At 75.0% G+C, this 21,923-nt stretch carries 21 protein-coding genes; 19 read left to right on the plus strand and 2 right to left on the minus strand.

Going from position 1 to position 21,923, the window contains the following annotated elements; translation table 11 throughout:
- Nucleotides 1–552 precede the first annotated feature (552 nt).
- From ACWGL3_RS19755 to ACWGL3_RS19820, 14 genes are all read left to right on the plus strand, one after another.
- Nucleotides 553–1,122 (plus strand): DeoR/GlpR family DNA-binding transcription regulator, encoded by a 570-nt coding sequence (locus ACWGL3_RS19755; RefSeq protein WP_267945571.1) that lies wholly within the window; start codon nt 553–555, stop codon nt 1,120–1,122.
- Between the two features lie 563 nt (nt 1,123–1,685).
- On the plus strand, nt 1,686–2,213 hold the full coding sequence (locus ACWGL3_RS19760) for a hypothetical protein (protein ID WP_267945570.1): 528 nt from the start codon (nt 1,686–1,688) through the stop codon (nt 2,211–2,213).
- Nucleotides 2,207–3,076, plus strand: coding sequence for a hypothetical protein (locus ACWGL3_RS19765; protein WP_267945569.1), 870 nt, complete (start codon nt 2,207–2,209; stop codon nt 3,074–3,076). Before ACWGL3_RS19760 ends, ACWGL3_RS19765 begins: the two co-directional genes overlap by 7 nt.
- A 21-nt stretch (nt 3,077–3,097) precedes the next feature.
- Nucleotides 3,098–3,769, plus strand: coding sequence for an SAF domain-containing protein (locus ACWGL3_RS19770; RefSeq protein WP_267945568.1), 672 nt, complete (start codon nt 3,098–3,100; stop codon nt 3,767–3,769).
- Entirely contained in the window at nt 3,769–4,539 is a 771-nt protein-coding gene (locus ACWGL3_RS19775; protein WP_452461643.1) for a hypothetical protein, read from the plus strand. The genes ACWGL3_RS19770 and ACWGL3_RS19775 overlap by 1 nt, the downstream gene beginning before the upstream one ends.
- Nucleotides 4,536–5,894 carry a CpaF family protein gene (locus ACWGL3_RS19780; RefSeq protein ID WP_267945566.1) on the plus strand — a complete coding sequence of 453 codons (1,359 nt, stop codon included), beginning with the start codon at nt 4,536–4,538 and terminating at the stop codon, nt 5,892–5,894. Before ACWGL3_RS19775 ends, ACWGL3_RS19780 begins: the two co-directional genes overlap by 4 nt.
- Entirely contained in the window at nt 5,882–6,769 is an 888-nt protein-coding gene (locus tag ACWGL3_RS19785; RefSeq protein WP_452461644.1) for a type II secretion system F family protein, read from the plus strand. The genes ACWGL3_RS19780 and ACWGL3_RS19785 overlap by 13 nt, the downstream gene beginning before the upstream one ends.
- The gene (locus ACWGL3_RS19790) at nt 6,766–7,659 is read left to right on the plus strand and encodes a type II secretion system F family protein (RefSeq protein ID WP_452461645.1); all 894 of its coding nucleotides are present in this window, start codon (nt 6,766–6,768) and stop codon (nt 7,657–7,659) included. Before ACWGL3_RS19785 ends, ACWGL3_RS19790 begins: the two co-directional genes overlap by 4 nt.
- Before the next feature lie 27 nt (nt 7,660–7,686).
- Nucleotides 7,687–7,857, plus strand: a complete 171-nt coding sequence (locus ACWGL3_RS19795) for a hypothetical protein (RefSeq protein ID WP_452461646.1) — start codon at nt 7,687–7,689, stop codon at nt 7,855–7,857.
- A 38-nt stretch (nt 7,858–7,895) separates the two neighbouring features.
- Nucleotides 7,896–8,222: a TadE family protein gene (locus ACWGL3_RS19800; RefSeq protein ID WP_452461653.1), complete on the plus strand. Its 327-nt coding sequence runs from the start codon at nt 7,896–7,898 to the stop codon at nt 8,220–8,222.
- Nucleotides 8,219–8,635 (plus strand): TadE/TadG family type IV pilus assembly protein, encoded by a 417-nt coding sequence (locus tag ACWGL3_RS19805; protein ID WP_452461647.1) that lies wholly within the window; start codon nt 8,219–8,221, stop codon nt 8,633–8,635. Before ACWGL3_RS19800 ends, ACWGL3_RS19805 begins: the two co-directional genes overlap by 4 nt.
- Nucleotides 8,632–9,033, plus strand: a complete 402-nt coding sequence (locus ACWGL3_RS19810; protein ID WP_452461648.1) for a pilus assembly protein TadG-related protein — start codon at nt 8,632–8,634, stop codon at nt 9,031–9,033. Before ACWGL3_RS19805 ends, ACWGL3_RS19810 begins: the two co-directional genes overlap by 4 nt.
- Before the next feature lie 16 nt (nt 9,034–9,049).
- A complete protein-coding gene (locus ACWGL3_RS19815) occupies nt 9,050–12,484 on the plus strand; it encodes an OmpA family protein (RefSeq protein ID WP_452461649.1) in 3,435 nt (1,144 codons plus the stop codon).
- A 310-nt stretch (nt 12,485–12,794) separates the two neighbouring features.
- Nucleotides 12,795–13,241 carry a hypothetical protein gene (locus ACWGL3_RS19820; protein ID WP_267945558.1) on the plus strand — a complete coding sequence of 149 codons (447 nt, stop codon included), beginning with the start codon at nt 12,795–12,797 and terminating at the stop codon, nt 13,239–13,241.
- Between the two features lie 27 nt (nt 13,242–13,268).
- On the opposite strand, the gene ACWGL3_RS19825 is transcribed toward ACWGL3_RS19820, so the two are convergent.
- Entirely contained in the window at nt 13,269–14,747 is a 1,479-nt protein-coding gene (locus ACWGL3_RS19825) for a bifunctional phosphatase PAP2/diacylglycerol kinase family protein (RefSeq protein WP_267945557.1), read from the minus strand.
- Between the two features lie 529 nt (nt 14,748–15,276).
- Here ACWGL3_RS19825 and ACWGL3_RS19830 point away from each other — a divergent pair.
- From ACWGL3_RS19830 to ACWGL3_RS19850, 5 genes are read left to right on the plus strand one after another with little or no spacing between them, the layout of a single operon-like run.
- The gene (locus ACWGL3_RS19830) at nt 15,277–16,737 is read left to right on the plus strand and encodes an NAD(P)/FAD-dependent oxidoreductase (protein ID WP_267945556.1); all 1,461 of its coding nucleotides are present in this window, start codon (nt 15,277–15,279) and stop codon (nt 16,735–16,737) included.
- Nucleotides 16,734–17,498, plus strand: coding sequence for a DUF1365 domain-containing protein (locus ACWGL3_RS19835; protein ID WP_452461650.1), 765 nt, complete (start codon nt 16,734–16,736; stop codon nt 17,496–17,498). The genes ACWGL3_RS19830 and ACWGL3_RS19835 overlap by 4 nt, the downstream gene beginning before the upstream one ends.
- Nucleotides 17,495–18,760, plus strand: coding sequence for a class I SAM-dependent methyltransferase (locus tag ACWGL3_RS19840; protein WP_452461651.1), 1,266 nt, complete (start codon nt 17,495–17,497; stop codon nt 18,758–18,760). The genes ACWGL3_RS19835 and ACWGL3_RS19840 overlap by 4 nt, the downstream gene beginning before the upstream one ends.
- Nucleotides 18,757–20,184 (plus strand): class I SAM-dependent methyltransferase, encoded by a 1,428-nt coding sequence (locus ACWGL3_RS19845; RefSeq protein WP_452461652.1) that lies wholly within the window; start codon nt 18,757–18,759, stop codon nt 20,182–20,184. Before ACWGL3_RS19840 ends, ACWGL3_RS19845 begins: the two co-directional genes overlap by 4 nt.
- Before the next feature lie 56 nt (nt 20,185–20,240).
- Entirely contained in the window at nt 20,241–20,984 is a 744-nt protein-coding gene (locus ACWGL3_RS19850; RefSeq protein ID WP_452461654.1) for a DUF1295 domain-containing protein, read from the plus strand.
- 176 nt (nt 20,985–21,160) lie between these two features.
- Here ACWGL3_RS19850 and mug read toward each other — a convergent pair whose 3' ends face one another.
- On the minus strand, nt 21,161–21,706 hold the full coding sequence (gene mug / locus ACWGL3_RS19855) for a G/U mismatch-specific DNA glycosylase (protein WP_344185904.1): 546 nt from the start codon (nt 21,704–21,706) through the stop codon (nt 21,161–21,163).
- Nucleotides 21,707–21,923 lie beyond the last annotated feature (217 nt).

Here is a 21,923-nt window from a genome sequence, read left to right on the forward strand (position 1 = left end):
TTGTTGATGCCGGCTCTGGGGACCTGGATGCCGGTGAGGACCTCGATCGCTTTGCGTGAGGAGTCGGACATGTTGTGGTCCAACGGCATACGCGACTCCACCTCCCCGCCCGCGCCCGTGAGAGAGATGAAGGTAACACCAGTGCACCTATATGTGGAAGTAGTTGCGCTTATGTTTCTGTTCTCGTTCGTGTGTGTTGCCTTGTGTGCGCCATGGCTGTGGTACCCGGTCCGAACGCGAGCCTCTTCCGGGGCGGGCTCCTGCGTGCTCCTCCGGTCCGTGTCGCTGCCCAGGTCGGCAGGGCCCTCCGGGGTCCCGGTGGGCGGCCACGTTGTCATTTCGCAACGGTTTCCTTCGAGCAGCGGGGGTATTCGCCTACCGTTCCCCTTCGGCCGAGATGTTCTCTCCGTGAGGAAACAGAGGACTCGATCCAATGCGCGTGGCGGACCGGGGCGCGTCGCCCTCGCGGTCAAGGGGTTGACCATCGACGGATCGGAGGACCTTGTGAGTGGTCTCAGTGCTGGTGCCACGGTTGTCAGGCCCGCAGGGGGAGTGAGTGCCACGACGACACCGTCGGGAACGGGGCGGCTCTCGGCCGCCGAGGGCAGGATCGCCAGGGCCGCCCTGGCGGAACTGCCGAGGAACGGGGTCGTCATGCTCGACGCCGGGCCGATGGCGGAGCGGATCGCGGGGCTGCTGCCCGCCGGGTGCGGGCTGAACGTCCTGACCAACGCGGTTCCCGTCGCGCTGGGGCTGGCCTCGCGTCGCGACCTCTCCGTGCACCTGCTGGGGGGCCGGGTGAGCGCGGCGGCCGGAACCACGCTCGCCTCCGTGCGCCTGTTGGAGCAGCTCCACGTGGACGTGGCTTTCATGGTCGCCGACGGGGTGTCCCCCGAGCGCGGCCTGACCTGTGCCGATCCCGCAGAGGTGATGGCCAGGAGGGCGATGGTGCGCGCCTCGGCCAGGACGGTGCTGCTGGCCGACCACACCAGGATCGGCGGCGACCGCATCGCCCGCTTTGCGCGGCTGCACGAGGTGGACTGCCTCATCACCGACGCCGGCACCGACCCCGACGACCTCCGGAGGCTGCGCGGGCGCGGTCCGCGCGTGCTCGTGGTCTGACCCCGCCCGCCGTCGGGCGCCTACGGAGGGCCTGCGGACGTGTCGCGTTCCACGCCCCGGTGTTCTCCCCCACACCGCGGCGCCCTTCACACCCCGTCCCCGACCCGTGCCGCGGGCCGGGGACGGGTGAACCGGCTTCGAGGACGATGTCGTTCAGATGTTGTTTCGCGTGTGTTTGTCGCAGGGGCGAGGGTGTGTGGTCTTGCCGGGCTGCTGTGAGGCTGATGTCCGGAAGGTCGACCGTGTCACAGTCACAGAAGGGGCACGGGGGGTTGTTACAACAGGCGACTCCTCTATAAGCTCACGCAAGGACAGAAAAAAATCCAACCAATACCACATGGTTTCGGTCAGTCCTCGGGACCCGCCCCACGCGACTCCGGTCACGTCGGCCCCGAACCCGGGCGGAGGACCCCCTCCTCCGCTCAACGGCCCCGCGCCCGGTCCCGTGCCTCCCGGGCGCAGGAGACCGCCCCCACCCCTCGTCGGAAGGGAAAGAGCCCGCCCACCCGGGTCGGTTCCGCCGTGCACCACCCTCCCCTTCCATGGCAGTGGAGAATTCACCGATGACGACAGCCGCGAGAAGAGACGTCGCGGTCCTGCGCGCGGCCGCGGGATGCTGCGTGGCCCTCGCCCTGGCCACGGGCTGCGCGTCCTCCGAGGACGCGGGCTCCGAGGCGGGGGCGGCGACGAGCTCCCCGCCTCCTCCGGCCAACGAGGAGGAGGCCGCGGCGCTCGACGCCTACACCGGCATGTGGGATACGGTCGTGGCCGCCTCCCACGAGGGCGGCGAGGTTCCCCCCGAGCTCCAGGACTACGCCGTGGGCGGCGCCTACGCCCTCATGAGCGCGGCCCTGGAGGGGGCCGGCGCCTCCAGCGGGCAGGTCACCGGCGAACCCGTCCTCGCCCCCGTCGCCGAGGTCGAGGGACCCGACAGCGCGACGGTCGAGGACTGCCTCGACGACTCCGCCTGGAACCTCGGCATGGGCTCCTCCCCAGGGCAGGGCCCGCGCCTCGTCGAGGCCACACTCATTCACGACGGACTCGCCTGGCGCGTGTCCGACCTCAGGATCTGGGAAGCGGGATCATGCTGAGACTCGTACGACCCGCGGCCACCGCCGCGGTACTGACCGTCCTGGCCACCGGGATCGCCGCTCCGGCGCACGCCGACGACGGCTCCTTCCTCGGCCAGATCGAGTGCGGCAGCTCGGGCGGCCTCGGCTGCTCGATCCTGCTGCGCTGGTGGCAGACCCACGCGGGCCAGCAGGGCTCCAACGGCTCGGGCGGCTCCGGTGCGCCGGGCGCCCCGGGTGCCCCCGCCGACTCCGGCGACGGCGTCGACTGGAACGCCATCGACTGGGACGCGATCGACTGGTCGCAGGTGGACTGGGACGCCATCGACTGGGAATCCATCGACTACGACGGCGAGGGGGAGGCCCCCACCGACCCGGTCACCCTCATCCAGGAGTCCATGGCCAACTTCGAGCTGCCCCCGCCGCAGATCGAGACCTCCCCCGGCAGCGACTCCCTGGTCCTGGTCAACACCCCCGTGTGGCTGTGGGTGGAGTCCCAGGACTGGGAGGCCGAGGAGGCCTCCGCGGAGGTGCAGGACTGGTCCCTCACGGTCACCGCCACCCCCACCGCCACGGTGTGGAACCTGGGCGACGGTACGCAGATCCGCTGCGAGGGCCCCGGGACCCCCTTCGACCCGGCCGTGCACGACCCCGCCTCGGCCTCCCCCGACTGCGGGCACGTCTACGACCTGTCCTCCGACAGCCAGCCCGGCGGCACCTACCCCGTCAGCGTCCAGGTCGGCTGGGACGTGGGCTGGGAGCTCTCCGAGGGCGAGTTCTCCGGCGGCGAGTCGGGCGCGCTCGACTCGGTCACCACGACCTCGCAGGTCGAACTCCGTGTGGCCGAATCCCAGGGCCTGGTCACCGACACAGGCAACCGCTAACAGCGAAAGAAGACGACAGACGTGGTGGACACGAAGACGGCACCGGCGCCCGCGGCCTCCCCGCGGCAGGGGGAGACCCCTCCGGTGCGGCTCCTGGGCAGCGGACCCCGCCGCTGGCGGTGGCTGGTCCTTGCCCTCGGCATGATGACCGCGGGAGGCCTGAGCGGCGTCCTGGCCCTGGAGCAGATGGACGACCGCCAAGGGGTGCTCGTCGCCGACACCGACCTGCCCGCCGGCCACGTGGTGGCCGCGGAGGACCTGCGGATCGAGCGGATCTCCGTCGCCGACGGAGTCTCCTTCGTCGGCTCCGAGAGCCTGGAGTCGACGGTCGGCCAGACCCTCACCGTGCCCGTCACCGAGGGCGGCCTCCTCCCCGAGGCCGCCCTGGGCGCCGAGGCGGCCTTCCCCGAACGCGACCGCGCCGTGCTCGGCGTGGCCCTGCGCGTCGGCCGGTTCCCCGCCTCCATCGGACCCGGCGCCGCGGTCTCCGTGGTGGTGCACCCCGAGGAGGGTGCCACCGGCGGAGTGGAGGCCTACCGCGCACTCGTGCGGGACGTCCAGCCCTCCGCGGCCGAGGACGGCTCCGTGGAGCTCGAACTCGTCGCCTCCTCCGCCGACGCCGCGGCCATCGCCTCCGCGGCGGCCGTCGAGCGCGTCAGCGTGGTCCAGGTCAACCCCCGGGGAGGCGCGTGATGCCCCGGACCGTGGCGCTCTTCTCCCTGGGCGGAGCACCCGGCGTCACCTGCGCGGCCATGGCACTGGCCGCGGTCTGGCCCGGCGGGGCGGGAGCGGTCCTGGTGGAGGCCGACGCCTCCGGCGGCGACGTCGCCACCTGGCGGCGCCTCCAGCCCGAGCCCGGCCTGACCGGCCTGGCCGCCGCATCCCGGCACGGCGGCGCCTCCGCCGACCTGGCCGCGCACACCCAGGTCCTCCCCGGAGGGCTGTCGGTGTGCCACGCGCCCGTCACCGCGGACCGCGCCGACGGCGCGGTGCGCCTGCTGTCCCAGAACCCCGGCGTGCTCGCCTCCCCGGCGGGGCCCGCGGTCGTGCTGGACCTGGGCCGCCTGACCCCCGGCGCGGCGGCCGCCGCGCTGGCCACGTGGGCCGACGAGGCCCTGCTGCTCGTCGCCGACGACCTCGCCCAGCTGCGCCGGGCCAAGGAGGCCTCCGAGGCGCTGGCCCGCAGCCTGCCGCGCCTGCGCACCGTCGTCGTCGGCGGCAGCGGCGGCGTCCGCGAGATCGAGGGCGCGTTGGGCCCGGGCGTGTGGGGACGGCTTCCCACCGACGAGCGCTCCGCTTCCTTCCTGCGCGGGGAGACCAACCCGCGCAAGCCGGAGCGCAGGCCCCTCCTGAAGGCGGCGGCGCGCCTGGCGGCCGACCTCGCCCGGGGCGGCGACCCGGCTCCCGCACCCGGCGCCGAGACCCCGGCGCCCGCGCCCGAGGCGACGGGAGCCCGCGCATGAGCAGCGGACACGACGCCGGGTACGACATCACCGACGGCTACTTCCTGGACACCGACCGGGCCCGCACCGTGGCGAACCGCGTGGAGCGGACCGTCACCGAGGCCACCCGCCGGCTGAGCGAGGAGACGCGGGGCGAACCCGAGGACTCGCCCGAGGAGTACCGGGCCCGCGCCGAACGCGTCATCGCCCAGATCCTCGACGAGGACGCGGGCCGCGCCCTGTCCGAGGGCCGGCAGGTGCTCGACGCCACGACCGAGGCCTCCGTCGCCGCGGGCGCCCTGGCCCGGGTGTGCGGCCTCGGCCCCCTGCAGCCCCTCCTGGACGACCCCGGGATCGAGAACATCAACATCAACGGCGTGCACGTGTGGGTGCGCCGCGCCGACGGCAGCCGCGAGCGGCACGACTCCCTCTTCGCCGACCCCGAGGAGGTCGTCTCCCTGGTCCGTCGCCTGGCGTCGGAGTCCGCCACGGGGGAGCGCCGCTTCGACCCGGGGGCGCCCATCCTCGACATGCAGCTGCCCGGCGGCGAGCGCCTCAACGCGGTCATGGAGGTCGCCCGGCAGCCCTCGGTGTCCATCCGGCGCCACCGCTACGGCCGCACCACCCTCGGCCAGCTCCAGGAACTGGGCACGATCGACGACACCCTGGTCGCCCTGCTGCGCGCGGGGGTGCGCTCCCGCCGCAACATGGTCATCACCGGCGGCACCGGCGCGGGCAAGACGACCCTGCTGCGGGCCCTGGCCGCCGAGATCCCCGTCGACGAGCGCCTCGTCACCATCGAGGACGTCTTCGAGCTCGGCCTGGACCGCGACCGCGACGCCCACCCCGACTGCGTCGCCCTCCAGGCCCGCCCGGCCAACGTCGAGGGCGTCGGCGAGATCACCATCGCCGACCTCGTGCGCACGGCCCTGCGCATGTCGCCCGACCGGGTCATCGTCGGTGAGACGCGCGGACACGAGACCGTCCCGCTGCTCAACGCCATGAGCCAGGGCAACGACGGCAGCCTCACGACCCTGCACGCCGCGAACTCCGCGGGCGCCTTCACCAAGCTGGGCGCCTACGCCGCCCAGTCCGCCGAGCGCCTGCCCCTGGACGCCACGGCCTCCCTGGTGGCCGCCGCCGTGCACCTGGTCGTGCACGTGTCCGCACTGCCCACCGGGGGCCGCATGGTCACGAGCGTGCGCGAGGTGGTGGGCGCCGAGGGGCAGAACGTGGTCTCCAACGAGGTCTACCGGCGCGACCGCAACGGGCCACTGCCCGCGGCCCCGCCCAGCCCCAACACGCTCGACGCCCTGGCCGAGGCCGGCTTCGACCCCGCGATGCTCAGTCCCGACACGGTGGGGTGGACGCGATGACGACCCCTGTCCTCCTCGTCGCCGCCGCCGGCGTCCTGCTCGGCGCGGGGCTCTGGCTGGCCCTGGCGTCGCTGGCCGCGTCCGGCGGCGGCTCGCGCACCTCGCGGATCCCGCCCTGGCGTTCACTGCTGTTCGGCCGGCAGCGGCCGCTGCGCCTGGTCGCGGCGATCGTCGGCGGCCTGCTCGTCTGGATCCTCACCGGCTGGCCGGTGGCCGGGGTGCTCGTCGCCGCTGGCTGCTGGTGGGGGCCCGCTGTACTGGGGCCCGACCGCGGTCACCAGGAACAGGTGGACGGGATCGAGGCCGTCGCGGCCTGGACCGAGATGCTGCGCGACCTCATGGCCGGCGCCGCCGGTCTGCACCAGGCCGTCGCCGCCACGGTGCCCATCGCGCCTGAGCCCGTGCGGGAAGCTGTCGCCCATCTGGCGGAGCGGTTGCGTGCGGGCCTGTCCACGCAGGAAGCCCTGCGGGCCTTCGCCGACGAGGTCGACAACCCCACTGCCGACCTGGTGACCGCCGCACTGAGCACAGCCGCCACGAGGCACGCCACCGACCTGGGCACGCTGCTCGGCAGCCTGGCCGAGGCCGCCCGCGAACAGGCGGCGATGCTGGTGAGGGTGGCGGCGAGCCGCGCCCGGCTGCGCACCTCCACCCGGATCATCGTCGGCACGACCGTGGGTATGGCTGCGTTCCTACTGGTGATCAACGGAGAGTACATGGAGCCGCTCGACGGTCTCCTCGGCCAGACGGTGCTCGCAGGTATCGGTGGCCTGTGGGCGATCGCGCTCGTCTGGCTGTCCCGCATGTCCCGCTTCGACCTGGGGCCGCGGGTGCTCGCACCCGAACCCGCTCCTACCTTGGAGGCCGCCCGATGACCCCCGCTCTGGCCGCGGCCCTGGCAGGGGCCGCACTCGGGCTGGCACTGTGGGCGCTCTTCGCCGCCCGTTGGGCCCGACCCACACTTGCTGAGCGCTTGGCTGCACCACCGCCTCCCCGCAAGGCCGTGGCTGCGGGGCCGGAGGCCGGAGTCCTGACGCGCCTGGGAAAGCTCGGTGTCCCGATCCTGGAGGGCTTCGGTATGCCAGGGCCCCGCACACGGCGCAATCTGGCGGTGTGCGAGCGTGCGCCGGCGTCCTACCTCGCCGAGAAGTTCACCGCTCTGGTCCTGGGACTCGCCTTTCCTCCGTTGCTGGGAGCCATGCTCTCCCTCGCGGGCGTCCTTCCGTCCGGTGCGTTCGCGGGGGCCATGTGGGTGGCTTTCGCGGTGATCGTCTGGTTCGCCCCGGACATGTCCCTGCGCGACGAGGCCGACAAGCGCCGGGAGCGCATGCGCCGCGCCCTGGCCAGCTTCGCGGATCTGGTCGTGGTATCCCTGGCCGGGGGCGCGGGCGTCAACGGTGCCCTGGCCGACGCCGGTGCCGCGGGGAACGGGTGGGCCATGATCCGTATCCGGGAGAGCCTGCGCGAGGCGGCGCTTATGCGCCAGCCGCCCTGGAACGCGCTGCGCGATCTCGGTGAGCGCTATGACACCTCCGAGTTCGCCGAACTCGCGGCCAGCCTCCAGCTCGCCGGAGCCGACGGCGCGCGCATCCGCAGTTCCCTGGCCGCGAAGGCCAAGACACTGCGTACCCAGTTCTTGTCCGAGATGGACGCCGAGGCACAGTCCGCCACCGAGCGGATGAGCCTGCCGGTCGTCCTGCTCTTTGTCGGTTTCCTGGCTCTGCTGGGCTATCCGGCGATGAGCCACATCCTGTTCAGCGCATGAAAACCCTGACCGTTTTGGAGACCTCCGATGCAGCGCATCACCGCCTACCTCAGCTCTCTGCTGTTCAGCCGCAGGGACGACGGCTACTCCACCGAGGCAGTCATCGTCACGGCCCTACTGGTTGCTATGGCCATCGGAGCGGTTGCCATCATCACCACCGCGGTGATGGAGCGGGCCAACTCCATCACCGGAAGCTGACCTTGGGCTCTTGGCGAGATGACCGCGGTAGCGCCGAACTGGTGGTTGCCGCGCCTCTCATGCTGCTCCTGGTCCTCTTCGTCATCCAGACGGCGCTGTGGATGCACGGTGACCACGTCGTCGCGGACATAGCGCGCAGGACCGCCGAACAGTCGCGCACGGCGGGCGGCGGCACGTCGGTGGCCGAGGGAGGCGGAAGCTCCTTCCTCTCCGGTCTCGACGTGTCCGTCAACCGCACGGCACAGGAGGTACGCGTGGTGGTGGACGCCGAGGTGCCCAGTATCATCCCCGGCATCAGCTGGCCGGTGGGCCACGAGGTCACCGCGCCCGTGGAGCGTTTCGTCCCCGCGGAGGCGGCCCCGTGATCCCCGGACGTGGTGACCGCGGGTCGGCCTCCGCTGAACTGGCACTCCTCACCCCCGCCCTCCTGGCGTTCGCCATGCTCATGGTGCTCGCCGGGAGGGTGGCGGACGCCAACTCCACGGCCGACCAGGTGGCGCACGCCGCCGCCCGGGCGGCCTCCCTGGAACGCAGCGTCGGTGCGGCCGAGGCTGCAGCCTCGGGCACCGCCGCGAGCTCCCTCGCGGAGAACGGCCTGGTGTGCGGCGACCACTCCGTCACCCTCGACCACGGCGGCCTGACCCCCGGAGGGGCGGTCGCCGCCGTGGTCGAGTGCCGCGTCGGACTGAGCGATCTGACCGGGCTGGGCGTCCCGGGGACCATGACGATCACCGGGGACGCCACGGTCGTGGTCGACACCTTCAGGGGGCAGCCATGAGACGCACGGACGACAGCGGTCAGGCCACGGCGTTCGTCGTTGTCATGGCGTCGGCCTTCCTGCTGTGCCTGGGGCTGGTCACCGACGGCGGAGGTCTGTTGGGCGCCCGCAACGAGGCGGCCACCCTGGCCCAGGAGGCCGCCCGGGCGGGCGTCCAACAGCTCGACTGGGCCGCCTACCGCGAGGGCACGAGCGAGGTCGCCCTCGACCCCTCGGCGGCGTCCGCCGCCGCGCAGTCCTTCCTCAACGCCGCCGGCGCCACCGGTACGGTCTCGGTCAGCGGCGACACCGTGACCGTGACCTGTTCCGTGGGATACTCCTTCACCCTCCTGCCGATGGGCTCGACCACCGTCGACGCCACGGCCACCGCACGGCCCCACACCCAGGCGACCCCCTAGCTCCAGTGAGGCGGACATGTCCCAGATCCGACGGCTGAGCGCACTCCTGCTCGCAGCGGCGATCCTGCTCGGCATCCCCTACCTGCTCCTGTGGCACCTGCCCTGGCCGGAGCTGCCGGACTCCTGGGCCGTGGCCGCGGCCCACCTGCGCGGCTGGCGTCTGCCACCGGGCGTGTTCACCGCACTGCTCATCAGCGTGCTCTGGGTACTGTGGGGCCTGTACACGGCCGGGCTGGCCGTGGAGACCGTGGCCCGCCTGCGCGGCCTGCCCCGGAGGCTGCGCCCCCTGGGTCCGCTCCAGGTGGTGGCCGCCGCTGCCGTGGGCACCGTGGCGCTCGCCCCGGCCACGGCGTTCGCCGACGCGGTCACCACACAGGACGACCAGGAGGCGGACGGGGAGCGGGACGGCGACGCGCCGTCCGCCCCCGAGGAGGCCCCGTCCGCCCAGCCCGTGGAGAGGGTGCGCACCGTCTCCGGCTTCGGCGTCGGCTCGGCCGAGCTCACCGAGCAGATGCGTGACGACCTCGCGCCCGTCGTGGACATGATCGACTCCTACGGCGACACCGAGACGCCCGTGCGCATCACCGGTCACACCGATCCCACCGGGACAGTCCAGGCGAACCAGGAGCTGTCCGAGCGCCGGGCCCAGGCGGTCGCCGACCACCTCGACGAGGCCCTGGGCGAGGACGCCCCGGAGATGACGGTGGACGGCGTCGGCTCCGAGCAGCCACGCGAGGGCGGCGCCGCCGCCCAGCGCAGGGCCGAGGTCACCTACACCGTCGTCCCGCAGCCGACCTCCCTCCAGTCCCGTGTGATGGCGGCGGCCGAGGCCGAGGAGCCTGCCGCCGCTGCCGGGGCAGGGGAAGCCGCTGACGCCGCCGAGGAGGACGACCCGGTGGAGGCGGCGGCCGCCGCCGCTGCCGAGGCCGCCGCCGAGGACGGCCGCGAGGTGCTGGTCGTGGAGATCCCCGACGGCGCAGTCACCGGAGCCGTGGCGTTCGCCGGCCTGGCCGGGGGATACCTGCTGGGCAAGCGCGGCGTCCGCATGCCCAGCGTGAACCTGAGCCTGCCCCGCCTGCCGAGGGCGTCCCGCCGCCTGGCCCTGACCGCCGGCCCTCCCCGGCCCACCCCCGGGGAGGACATCGACGAGCGCGTGACGGTGGAACTCGACCACGTGCCCGGTCTCGGGATCACCGGTCCGGGCGCCGCCGGGGCCGCCCGGCGCCTCATCGTCAACGCGCTCGACCGCCTCGACCACAACTCCGTGCGCGTGCTGCTCACCGAGGCCGACGCCGCCCGGCTGGTGGGCGAGCGGGGCCGCGACCTGCTGCGCGCGCACCCCTGCGAACCCGTGCGGATGGTCGGCACGATGGAGGAGGCCCTGACCGTCCTCCAGCACGAGCTGCACCGGATCGCCGAGGACCGGGAACCGCGGCCGGACAGCCCCCTGGCCCTGGTGACCGCGCCCGGTTCCGAGCACGAGACCGCGCTGTCGGGCCTGCTGCTGCACGGCCAGCACCAGGGCATCACGGCCGTGATCCTGGGCCGCTGGCCGCTCGGCGGCAGCTGCGTCATCGAGGAGGACGGCCTCATCACCGAGACCAGTCCGCCGCTCAACCCGGTCTTCCACTGCTCCTGGCCCGGTGCGACCGCCGAGGAGGTCATGGACGCCGTCCGCGCCTACCGCCACTCCTCGCCCGCCGTGGAGAAGGCCGAGGATCGGGTGCAGAGCCAGGAGGCCGCCCCGGCGGAGACGGTGGAGACGGTGGAGGAGGCCGGTGCCTTCGCCGAGCCGTTCCTCGGCGCCCTGGGGGAGCAGGCTGTCTCCGCGTCGGCCGAGTCCGCCGAGACGGCTGAGGTGACCGGGACGGCTGAGGTGACCGAGCCCGCCGAGACGGTCGAGACGGTCGAGACGACCCAGGCGGTCGAGCTGACCGAGGCGACCGAGACGTTCGAGGCGGTTGGCACGACGGAGCCGACCGGGGCGCCCGTGAGTGAGAAGGCGGACCGCAAGGCTGGAAAGGCCACGAAGGCCACGAAGGCCGCTAAGGCCGCGAAGACCAGGAGGGCCAAGGAGGCCGACGTCGCGGAGGAGGGGTTCTGGGACGTCGACGTCTGGAACACCGACTTCTGGGAGAGCGAGACGCGCGCGGCCAGGAAGGCCGACACCGCACGGACCGAGACCGAGCAGGCCGACGCCGTCCCGTCCGTGTCCGAGCCGTCCGCCGCCGCGTGGTCCGAGACCGCGTTGACGGACGAGGCGCGGCCCGGGGCCGTGTCGGCGGATGCCGCGCAGTCGGGCGCCCGGTCGGATCGTTCCGCCGCCGAGGAGACCGCGGCGCGACCGGTTCCGTCCGAGTTCTCCGCTCCCGCGGAGGCGGTCCCCGAGCCGTCCGCCGCCGTGGCGCCGGTGTCCGAGGAGCCGGAAGCCCGTAAGGCCGCGTCCGAGCCGACCGTTCCGGAGCCGACCGCGTCCGACCGCGTGGACGCCGCACGGACGGATGTCGCGTCCCCGGCCGCCGAGGAGGAGGCTGCCCCCGAGCCGTCCGCTTCCACACAGGCGGTCCCGGAGACTCCGGTGTCCCCGGAGGCCGTGGCGGAACCGTCCCCGGCCGCCGGGCCCGTCACCTCCGAACCCGCTCGGCGGGAGGCCGCCCCCGGGGAACCGGTGTCCGCACAGCGTGCGCCGGAGGAGCCCGCCCCGGAGGCGTCCACCACGGAGGAGCCCGCTCCCGTGGCGGCCGAACCCCGACGGCCCTCCGCCGAGCAGTACGCCTCCGAGCTGTCCCCGTCCGGGGGCGGCGCATCCCGGGAGCGTGCGGCCGAGGAGACCGTCCCCGAGTCCGCCGCACCGCAGGGGGGCGCGCCCGCGCGGTCCGCCCCCTCGGAGGAGCCCGTCGCCGTGCGGCCCGCTCCCGGGCGTCCGAGCACGGGCACGGTCCCGTCGGTGGTCGCCTCCCCGGCCCGCGCGGAGCGCCCCGCCCAGAAGAAGCACACGGCGCCTCCCCAGCAGGAGCAGGCCCCCGAGGAGGAACCCGCCCCCCTCCGCAAGGCCGCCAAACGCGCCGTCCGGTCCCGCCGCCCGAGGCCGGACGGGGGCGCGCCCACCCCGGCCGCCCCTGCTGCCCCGACCGCCCAGGTCGGGCGGTCCGAGCCGCCCGCCGCCCCCGAGCAGTCCGCGCGTCCCGAACGGGCGCTCGCCCGCGCCCAGCGCGCGGCGAAGTCCGGGGCGGCCCGTGCCGACGCCGTCACCAGCAGGGCGGAGCGCCTGGAGAGGCTGAAGAGGGCGGAGCGCAAGAACGCCACCGCCCGTGCCGGAGCCGGCGCCGAGAACCCGGCGACGGACGCCGAGGGCGGGGAGCCGGACGAGGGCAAGTCGTCCCGGCCCCTGCTCCGCAAGCCCAAGAAGGCGGGACGCGGAAGAACCTGGCGTCCCCGGGAGAACTCCTGACCCGGGGTCCCCGGGTGTGCGCCCCTACGACGTCGGGGGCGGCGCCCCGGCCCGGTCACCGTGCGAGGCCGTGGCCCCCGGGGAGCCCGGGGTCCGTGGGCACGCGGTCCGGGCCCGTGCGCGCCCCTTTCCCGGGGCCCGTCGGGGCGGCGGCACGGGGCCGATCGCGCGGACACCCCGGCCCGGCGGGGCCCGCCGGGCCGACAGGCGCGGGTCCCGCGCCCCGGCGGGTCGTCCCCGCCACCGCGTCCGGCGATGGGTAGCATTTTCGTGACTGAAGGTAACTCATCCCACCAGGCACGGAGAGACCATGCAGCTGCCCTTCAAGACACGCGACCTGCCCCTGCGGATCATCACGGGGGCGTTCATCCTCAACTCCGGGCTGGACAAGCGCGGCGTCGAGGGGGAGGCGGCCGAGGGCATGCACGGCATGGCGGTCGGGACCTACCCCTTCCTGAGCAAGGTCGACCCCACCACGTTCGTGCGGCTGCTGTCCGCCGGGGAGATCGCCCTGGGCACCGCCCTGCTCCTCCCGGTCGTGCCCAGCCGCCTCGCGGGCGCCGGCCTCACTGCGTTCGGGGCGTCCCTCCTCGGCCTGTATCTGCGCACCCCGGGCATGCGCCGTCCCCAGAGCCTGCGTCCCACGCAGGACGGGCTCCCCCTGGCCAAGGACTCCTGGCTCCTGGGCGCAGGGCTGAGCCTGCTCCTGGACTGCGACTCCGACGCCGACCGGTGCGGCTCCCGCCGTCGCCGCTGACGGGGCCGCCCCCGGGGCGGGGCCCGGTCAGGCCCCCGAGCCCATGGCGGGCACGAACACCTGCAGTGCCCCCGGCCGCTTGGTGAAACGGACGTTCTCCGAGCCCTCCAGCACCTCGCCGTCCACGGCGAGCAGCCTCGGCTCGGAGGGGATCGACAGGGTGAGCCCGGTGGTCAGCCGCTCCACGTAGCCGTCGCGCTGCGTGATCTCTCCGAGGAGGACGTCCGCGAGGGCGCGCAGACGGGGGAACGGCTCCCGCGCGCTGAGCACCCGCACGTCCAGGCACCCGTCGTCGAGCCGCTCGCGCAGGGCGGGCACCCGGGCGTGCGTGCGGTAGCGCCCGTTGCCCACGAACGCCCACCACACCAGGGTCGGGCGCCCGTCCACGAGCGCCGGGGTCGGGTTCACCTCCCACAGGTCCTGCCACAGGGCCAGCGCGAACGCGGGCCACTTGCCGATCCGGCCTGCCCACGCGTCCCGCCGTTCCACCATGCGCGGGTAGGAGCCGAACGACGCGGTGTTGAGGAAGATCCTCCCGTCCACCTCGCCCACGTCCACCCGGGCCAGCCGCCCGTCGGAGAAGGCCCGCAACGCGATGTCGACCGACGTCAGCCCCAGCGTGCGGGCGAAGTTGTTGAGGGTGCCGGTCGGGAGCACCAGCAGCGGGCGCCCGTGGTCGAGCGCCGCCTTGGCCGCGGCGTTGACCGTGCCGTCGCCCCCCGCGATCGCCAGGACGTCCGAGGTCCGCGCGGCCTCGTCCAGGACGGCGGAGACGTCGTCGTCCGCCGACATCGGGATGATCCGCGCCTTGGGCAGGGCCCGGGCGACCCGGCTGGTGACGTCGGCGCTGCTCAGTCCCGGCACCGCGCCCGCGGCGGAGCGCGGGTTGACCACCACGGTCGTCCCGGAGCCCTCGGAGTCCACGTCCGCCACGCCGTCGGCCACCGCGTGGGCGCCGAAGACCAGTTCGGGCCGGGCCGGGAGCATCTTGCGCGCCAGCATCGCCGCGCCTGTCCCGATGGCTATCCCGCCCAGGACGTCCCCCGGGTAGTGGACGCCGCTGTGCACGCGGGAGAACGCCACCCCGCTCGCGAGGAGCGCGGCCAGCGCCGACAGCGGCCGGGGCGCGTCCGCCATGACCCCGCCCGCGAACGCGACCGCGGCCGCGGTGTGCCCGGAGGGGAACGACGAGCTGCCGTAGTGCTTGTAGGGCGTGCGCGCCTTCGGCACCGCGGAGTTGTCCGGGCGGATCCTCCTGGTGAGCTGCTTGACCACGGCGGAGACCCCGTTGGCGGTCCCGGCGGCGATGATCGCCCGCAGCGCCGTGCGCCGCAGGCGCGGCCCGCCGCTGACCGCCAGGGTCGCCGATATCACGAACCAGGGGGCCATGTTGTCGGTGGCCTGGACGAACTTGGGCGTGTACGGGTCCAGAAGTGGCATCCCCATCCCGGTCACCCGGTCGTAGATCCTCTTGTCCGTCGTCTGTAGACGCCTCAGAAGCCTCATGGCCCCAGAGTGGTGTGCGAGGGGTGAGATGTCCATAAGGGCGCGCCCGGCGTCCGACCGCGGGGAGGGGCCGCGCGGGGCCGGACCCGGGGTCCCCGCGGTCGGGAGGACGCCGTGGTGACCGGGGATGCGGACCGCCCGCGCACCGGTTCCGTCCCCGCCGGTCGGCGCGGGAACCCCCGCTCGGAGGTGTCCTGTTTCACGGGGCCCGACCTGCCGGTGCCACGCCGGGGACCGGCCCCGCGTCCCCCGGTGCGCGCCCCGCGGGCTTCCCACAGGGGGCGGCCGGCGCGGCCCGCCCCGCGCGACAGCGGTCCGGCCGGGCTCCGTCCGGGCACACGCCCCCGCCCCGACCGTGTCCGTGCCGCACGCGCGGCCCGGTCGCACGCTCCTCGCCGCCGGCCGTGCCCGTGCCGGGCCTGTCGCCCCCCGGCCACGCCCCGACCCCATTTCATCGCCATCCGGACCAATCCGCGGTCCCGTCCGCGCCGAATCACCCACACCACATCGCACACGTGAGTGAGGACGCATGGGCACAGGGCAGCACACCCTCCGGCGGCGCCGCGTCGCCGTCATCGGGTCGGGGGTCGCCGGACTGACGGCGGCGCACATCCTGAACCGGGACGACGACGTCACCCTGCTGGAGGCCGACGACCGCCTGGGCGGGCACGCCCACACCCACCGGGTGGCCGACGCGGGCGGCGGGGAGCTCCGGATCGACAGCGGCTTCATCGTGCACAACCGCCGGACCTACCCCCGTCTGCTGCGCCTGTTCGACGAACTCGGCGTGCGCACGCAGCCCACCGAGATGAGCATGTCGGTCAGCTGCGACGGCTGCGGCCTGGAGTACGCGGGTGCGCGCGGGCTGCGCGCCATGCTGCCCAACCGCTCCCGCCGCGGCCCCGCCTACCTGCGGATGCTCGCCGAGATCCCCCGCTTCCACCGCGCCGCCCGGGGCCTGCTGGCCTCCGCCCCGGACGGCGCCGACGAGGGGGAGAGGGCCGCGCACGGCGGTGCAACCGCCGGGACGCGCGTGCGGGGGGCCGGGCGGGGCACACGCGGGGTCCGCCGCCCGGCGGGCCGCCGGACCCCCTCCTCCGGCACGCTCCCGCCCGGCACGCTCCCGCCCGGCACGCTCCCGCCCGGGGCGCGGCCGGGCACGGACGAGCCCACGCTCGGCGAGTTCGTCCACCGGCACGGGTTCAGCCCGTACATGAGGGCCCACTTCCTCCTCCCCCTGGTCTCGGCGGTCTGGTCGTGCCCGCCCGGCGCCGCCACCGACTACCCCGCCCGTTACCTCTTCGCCTTCCTCGCCAACCACGGGATGCTCGGCGTGTGGGGCTCGCCCCGCTGGCGCACCGTCGTGGGCGGCTCCGGCTCCTACGTCGAGCGCATCGCCGGGAACCTGCACGCGGTGCGCACCGGCAGCCCCGTCCGCTCCCTGGCCCGCACCGCCGACGGCGTGCGCCTGCGCACCCCCACCGACACCCTCGACTTCGACGCGGCGGTCGTCGCCACCCACGCCGACCAGGCCCTCGCCCTGCTCGAACGCCCCACCGACGCCGAGCGCGAGGTCCTGGGGGCCTTCGGCTACTCCCGCAACCCGACCCTGCTGCACACCGACACCTCCGTGCTGCCCCGCGACCGCTCCACCTGGGCCAGCTGGAACCACCGGCTCGCCTCCTGCGAACCCGACCGGGACCCCGTGCGGGTCAGCTACCACATGAACCGGCTCCAGGGCCTGGACGCCGCCGACCAGTACGTGGTCACCCTCAACGGGACCGACAGGGTCGACCCCGCCCGGGTCGTGGCCGCCGCCGACTACGCCCACCCCGTCTACACGCCCGCCTCCCTGGCCGCGCAGCGCCGGCTGCCGGAACTCGACGACGGCGTGGTCGCGTTCGCCGGCGCCCACCACGGCTGGGGCTTCCACGAGGACGGCTGCGCGTCGGGCGTCCGGGCCGCCGCCTCCCTGGGGACCCTCTGGTGAGGCCCGCACCCGCGCCCGCCCTGTACGAGGCGACCGTGCGCCACGTGCGCGTCGAACCCGTGCGCAACGCCTTCGCCCACCGCACCTACTACTGGCTGGTCGACCTGGACGACCTGCCGCGCCCGCCGCTGCCGCTGCGCCTCCTGGCCGGGTTCCGCGCCGCCGACCACGGACCGGCCGGGGGCGCCCCCGCAGGGCCGCCGCGCGCGGACATCGACGGCTACCTCGCCGAGCACGGCGTCGACCTGGAGGGCGGACGCGTGCTCATGCTCGCCCACGCCCGGGTCCTCGGCCACGTGTTCAACCCCCTGACCGTCTACTGGTGCCACCACCGCGACGGCCGCCTCGCCCGCGTCGTCGCCGAGGTCCACAACACCTACGGCGGACGCCACCGCTACCTGCTGGAGGTGGACGGGCGCGGCCGTGCGCGGACCGGCAAGGCGCTGTACGTGTCGCCGTTCAACGACGTCGACGGCCACTACCGCGTCAGCCTCCCCGAACCGGGCGCGCGACTCGCCCTCACCATCGCCCTGCACCGCGAGGGCCGGCCCCCCTTCGCGGCCTCCGTGCACGGCGTCCGGCGCCCCGCCACCGCCGCGTCCCTGCTCCTGCGGGCGCTGCGGTACCCCCTCGCACCCCTGGTCGGAGCCCTGCGCATCCGCGTCCAGGGCGTCGCACTCCACTTGCGCGGCCTGCCCGTCCGGCCCCGCCCCGACGGGCCGCCGCCCAGCACAGAGGAACGGAAGGCAGCACGGTCATGACCACGACCAGTCCCCACACGCCGCAGGCCCTGGACGCCCGCAGATGGCCCGACGTGGCCCGGGTCCCCGGCGTCCCCCTGCGCGCCCTCGCGGCCCGCGCCCTCACCGGGTACGCCGCCGCGCGCGCGGGCGTCCGCGTGCACACCGGGCCCGAGGACCCCGGCCCGGACCCGGGGGGTGACCGCGCCGGGGCCCCGGTCCTGTGGCTGCGCGACCCGGACGCCTTCCACCGGCGCCTGGCCGCCGGCGGACTCATCGGCTTCGGGGAGTCCTACATGGCGGGCGAGTGGGACTCGCCCGACCCCGTCGCCCTGCTCACCCGCCTGGCGGGGGACTACGCGAACCTCGTGCCGCGGCCCCTCCAGCCGCTGCGCCACGTCACCCTGCCGCGGCGGCCCCCCTCGGACCGCAACACCCGGGCGGGCGCGCGCCGCCACATCAGCCACCACTACGACCTGTCCAACGACCTGTTCGCGGTCTTCCTGGACCGGACGATGACCTACTCGTCCGGCCTGTTCGCCGGGGACGAGCCGCGCGACCGGGAGACGCTCGCCCGGGCCCAGGAGCGCAAGATCGACCGCCTGCTGGACGGCGCCCGGGTCACCGCGGGCACCCGCCTGCTGGAGATCGGCACCGGCTGGGGCGAGCTCGCGATCCGGGCCGCCCGCCGGGGCGCCCGCGTCACCACCGTCACCCTCTCCGCCGAACAGCGCGACCTGGCGCGCGCCCGCGTCGCCGACGCCGGGGTCGCCGACCTGGTCGAGGTCGAACTGTGCGACTACCGCGACGTGCGGGGCGTCCACGACGCCGTCGTCAGTGTGGAGATGGTCGAGGCCGTCGGCGAACGCTACTGGCCGGTCTACTTCGCGGCCCTGGACCGGCTGGTCCGGCCCGGGGGCCGGGTGGCCCTCCAGAGCATCACCATGGAGCACGGCATGATGCGGGCCTCGCGCGGCTCCTACACCTGGATGCACAAGTACGTCTTCCCCGGCGGGCTCATCCCCTCGGTCACCGCCGTCCATGAGCAGCTGCGGGCCCGCACCTCCCTCGCGGTCGTCGACCGGCTGTCCTTCGGCCGCGACTACGCCGACACCCTGCGCGTGTGGCGGGAGAGCTTCGACGGAGCGGCGGACAGGGTCCGCGAACTCGGCTTCGACGACACCTTCCGCCGCATGTGGTTCTTCTACCTCGCCTACTGCGAGGCCGGATTCCTGTCCGGGATCATCGACGTCGAGCAGATCATCATGGAGCGTGCCCGGTGACCACCGATACCACCACCGCGACCACCGACCCTGTCGGCACGACCGCGGCGACCGTCCCGGCGCCCGGTGCGGCGGGGGGACCGGGGGCGGGGACCTCCGCCCCGCGCGGCGCCGCCCACTTCCTCGCGCCCCTCGTCGCCGGCCTGTTCAACGGGGGCATGCCCGTCCGGCTGCGCGCCTGGGACGGCAGCGAGGCCGGACCCGCCGACGCGCCGCGCGTGGTCCTGCGCGACCGCGACGCCGTGCGCCACGTCCTGGCCCGCCCCGGAGAACTCGGACTCGCGCGCGCCTACGTCACCGGCTCGCTCGACGTCGAGGGCGACCTCACCGACGGGCTGCGCCGCGCCTGGGCGAGCGTCGCCCGCCACGGGACCTCCCTGCCCGGGCCGGTGGAGGCCGCCAGGGCAGCCCGCGCGCTCGTGGCCCTGGGCGTGGTCGGTCCGCCCCCGCCCGCGCCCTCCGCCGAGGCCGCGCTGAGGGGGCGCCGCCACTCGCGCGCACGCGACGCGGCCGCCATCGCCCACCACTACGACGCCGGCAACGACCTGTACGAACTCCTCCTGGACGAGTCCATGGCCTACTCGTGCGCCTACTGGACCAGCGACGACCCCGGCTACACCCTCGCCGACGCCCAGCGGGACAAACTCGCCCTGGTGTGCTCCGAACTCGGCCTGTCCGAGGGCGACCGCCTCCTCGACGTCGGCTGCGGCTGGGGCTCCCTCGCCCTGTACGCCGCCCGGCACCACGGGGCGGCGGTCACCGCCGTCACCCTGTCCGCCCGCCAGCGCGACCACGTCGCCGACCGCGCCCGCGCGGAGGGGCTCGACGGCCTGGTCGAGGTCCGGCTCCAGCACTACGGGGACGTGGACGACACGGGCTTCGACGCCGTCGCCTCCATCGAGATGGGCGAGCACGTGGGGCGCGACGGGTACGCGTCCTTCGCCCGCGCCCTGCGCGCGCGGCTGCGGCCAGGCGGGCGCCTGCTCCTCCAGCAGATGTCCCGGCGCGGCAGGCACCCAGGAGGGGGCCCGTTCATCGAGCGCTACATCGCCCCCGACATGCACATGCGTCCGGTCGGGGAGACGGTCGGCCTGCTGGAGGACGCCGGGCTGGAGGTGCGGGGCGTGCGGGCCATGCGCGAGCACTACGTGCGCACCGCCCGCGCCTGGTCCGCCGAGCTGGAGCGCCGCCACGGGGAGCTGGTGGACCTGGTGGGCGCCGAGTCGGCGCGCGTGTGGCGGCTCTACCTGGCCGGGGGAGCGCTGGCCTTCGAGGAGGGGCGCATGGGCGTGGACCAGGTCCTCGCCGTACGGCCCGGCCGCACCCCGTCCCCCTCCGGGCACGCCCGCGCGCAGGGGGCCTGCCGTCCCGCCGGTTCCGGTGGGACGGCCGGGGCCGGGGAGCCCTGCGGGGGCGCCCGGTGAGCGCCGCCGCGCTCCTCCCCACCCTGGCCGTGTCCGCCGCGGCCGTGGCCGCGCTCATGCTCGCGACCTTCGCCGTCGGCCTGCGCGTGGGGCGGCACAGCGTCGTGGACGCGGCCTGGGGGGCGGCGTTCGTCCTGGTCGCGGCGGCCTGTGTCCTGACCGCGACCGGCGACCCGGTCCGCGTCTGGCTCCTGTTCGGGCTCACCGCCGTGTGGGGCGTGCGCCTGGCCGTCCACATCGGCCGGCGGGGCCGGGGCAAGGGAGAGGACCCGCGCTACGAGCGCCTGCTCTCCCGGGCCCCCGGCAACCCGCGCCTGTACGCCCTGCGGATCGTCTACCTCCTCCAGGGCGCCCTGGTCCTGTTGGTCGCCCTGCCGGTCCAGGCGGCCGCGCACACCACCGCCCCGCTCGGCCCGCTCGCCGCCCTCGGCGTGCTCGTGTGGCTGGCGGGGTTCGTGTTCGAGTCGGTCGGCGACGCCCAGCTGGCCCGGTTCAAGCGCGACCCGGCCAACCGGGGTCGGATCATGGACCGGGGACTGTGGGCGTGGACGCGCCACCCCAACTACTTCGGCGACGCCTGCGTGTGGTGGGGGCTGTTCCTGGTCGCCCTGGACGGCTCGTGGTGGGTGCTGCTCACGCTGCCCGCGCCGCTGGTGATGACCTACCTCCTCACCCGCGGGTCGGGACAGCGCCTGCTGGACGAGCACATGGCGGTACGGCCCGGCTGGGCCGACTACGCCCGGCGCACCAGCGCGTTCGTCCCCCTGCCGCCGAAGCGGGGGAGCGGCGGGCCCCGCTGAGCCGCGGGCCGCGTTCCGGCGGCCGTCCCGGGGCCGCGTGCGCCGGGGCGGCCCGAGCCCCCGCCCCCCGCGTCCCGGCACCGCGGGCGCGCCAGGGCCTCTGCGGCGGTGGCGGGCCCCTCCGTACCCGGGGTCCGGCACCGCCCCGCCGGTGCGCCGTGCCCCCGCAGCACCCGTCAGTCCCGGTCGGGGTTCCGGTCCGGGAGCCCGGCGGCGCGCCGCAGACGGGCGAACTCCTCGGTGAGCGGCCCCAGCAGCCAGTGCGCGTTCCGGCCGCTGGGGTTGGGCAGCAGCCACACCCGGGTGTCGCCGATCGACATGTCCTGGGGCCCCACCGCCGCGCGGCGGTCGCCGAAGGCCTCCCGGTAGGCGGTGATCCCCAGGACGGCCAGCCACCGGGGCCGCCTGCGCAGGACCTTGGCCCGGAGCCTCTTCCCGCCCTCGACGATCTCCTCCCTGCCCAGCTCCTCGGCCTGGGCCGTGGCCCGCTCCACGAAGTTGGTGATCCCCAGGCCCAGGGCCAGGAACTCCTCCTCCTCGTCGGGCCGGAGCCGCCGGGGGGTGAAGCCGGAACCGTGCAGGGAGGGCCAGAAGCGCGTGCCCGGCTTGGCGAAGTGGTGTCCGACCGCGCCCGCGGTCAGACCGGGGTTGATACCGCAGAAGAGCACGTCGAGGCCGTCCCTCACCACGTCCGGGACCACTCTGCCGCGTGCCGCCTCCAGCTCGGCCTTGCTCGGGCCGGGCGTTCTCCTGGAGGCGCGCGCGGCCGGGCGCGGGGGCCCCGCCTCCGGCGGTGCGTCTCCGGTCCGTTCGCTCGCGTGGTCCATGGACTCCCCTTCCCGTGGCCCGGGGCCGGCGGCGCGGGGAACCGTGCCGCTGTCGGTGCCCCTTCCCGGGGCCGCCGCGTCCACACCCCCGGGGCGCGCCACCGTTCGGCGG

The organism is Nocardiopsis sp. NPDC055824 (genome assembly GCF_053616335.1).

Coding starts and splice junctions, on each gene's coding strand:
- ACWGL3_RS19850 (WP_452461654.1), top strand. CDS start 20,241: ATGCTCGCGACCTTCGCCGTCGGCCTGCGCGTGGGGCGGCACAGCGTC.
- ACWGL3_RS19795 (WP_452461646.1), top strand. CDS start 7,687: ATGCAGCGCATCACCGCCTACCTCAGCTCTCTGCTGTTCAGCCGCAGG.
- ACWGL3_RS19765 (WP_267945569.1), top strand. CDS start 2,207: ATGCTGAGACTCGTACGACCCGCGGCCACCGCCGCGGTACTGACCGTC.
- ACWGL3_RS19790 (WP_452461645.1), top strand. CDS start 6,766: ATGACCCCCGCTCTGGCCGCGGCCCTGGCAGGGGCCGCACTCGGGCTG.
- ACWGL3_RS19820 (WP_267945558.1), top strand. CDS start 12,795: ATGCAGCTGCCCTTCAAGACACGCGACCTGCCCCTGCGGATCATCACG.
- ACWGL3_RS19775 (WP_452461643.1), top strand. CDS start 3,769: ATGCCCCGGACCGTGGCGCTCTTCTCCCTGGGCGGAGCACCCGGCGTC.
- ACWGL3_RS19780 (WP_267945566.1), top strand. CDS start 4,536: ATGAGCAGCGGACACGACGCCGGGTACGACATCACCGACGGCTACTTC.
- ACWGL3_RS19810 (WP_452461648.1), top strand. CDS start 8,632: ATGAGACGCACGGACGACAGCGGTCAGGCCACGGCGTTCGTCGTTGTC.
- ACWGL3_RS19840 (WP_452461651.1), top strand. CDS start 17,495: ATGACCACGACCAGTCCCCACACGCCGCAGGCCCTGGACGCCCGCAGA.
- ACWGL3_RS19815 (WP_452461649.1), top strand. CDS start 9,050: ATGTCCCAGATCCGACGGCTGAGCGCACTCCTGCTCGCAGCGGCGATC.
- ACWGL3_RS19760 (WP_267945570.1), top strand. CDS start 1,686: ATGACGACAGCCGCGAGAAGAGACGTCGCGGTCCTGCGCGCGGCCGCG.
- ACWGL3_RS19825 (WP_267945557.1), bottom strand. CDS start 14,747: ATGAGGCTTCTGAGGCGTCTACAGACGACGGACAAGAGGATCTACGAC.
- ACWGL3_RS19830 (WP_267945556.1), top strand. CDS start 15,277: ATGGGCACAGGGCAGCACACCCTCCGGCGGCGCCGCGTCGCCGTCATC.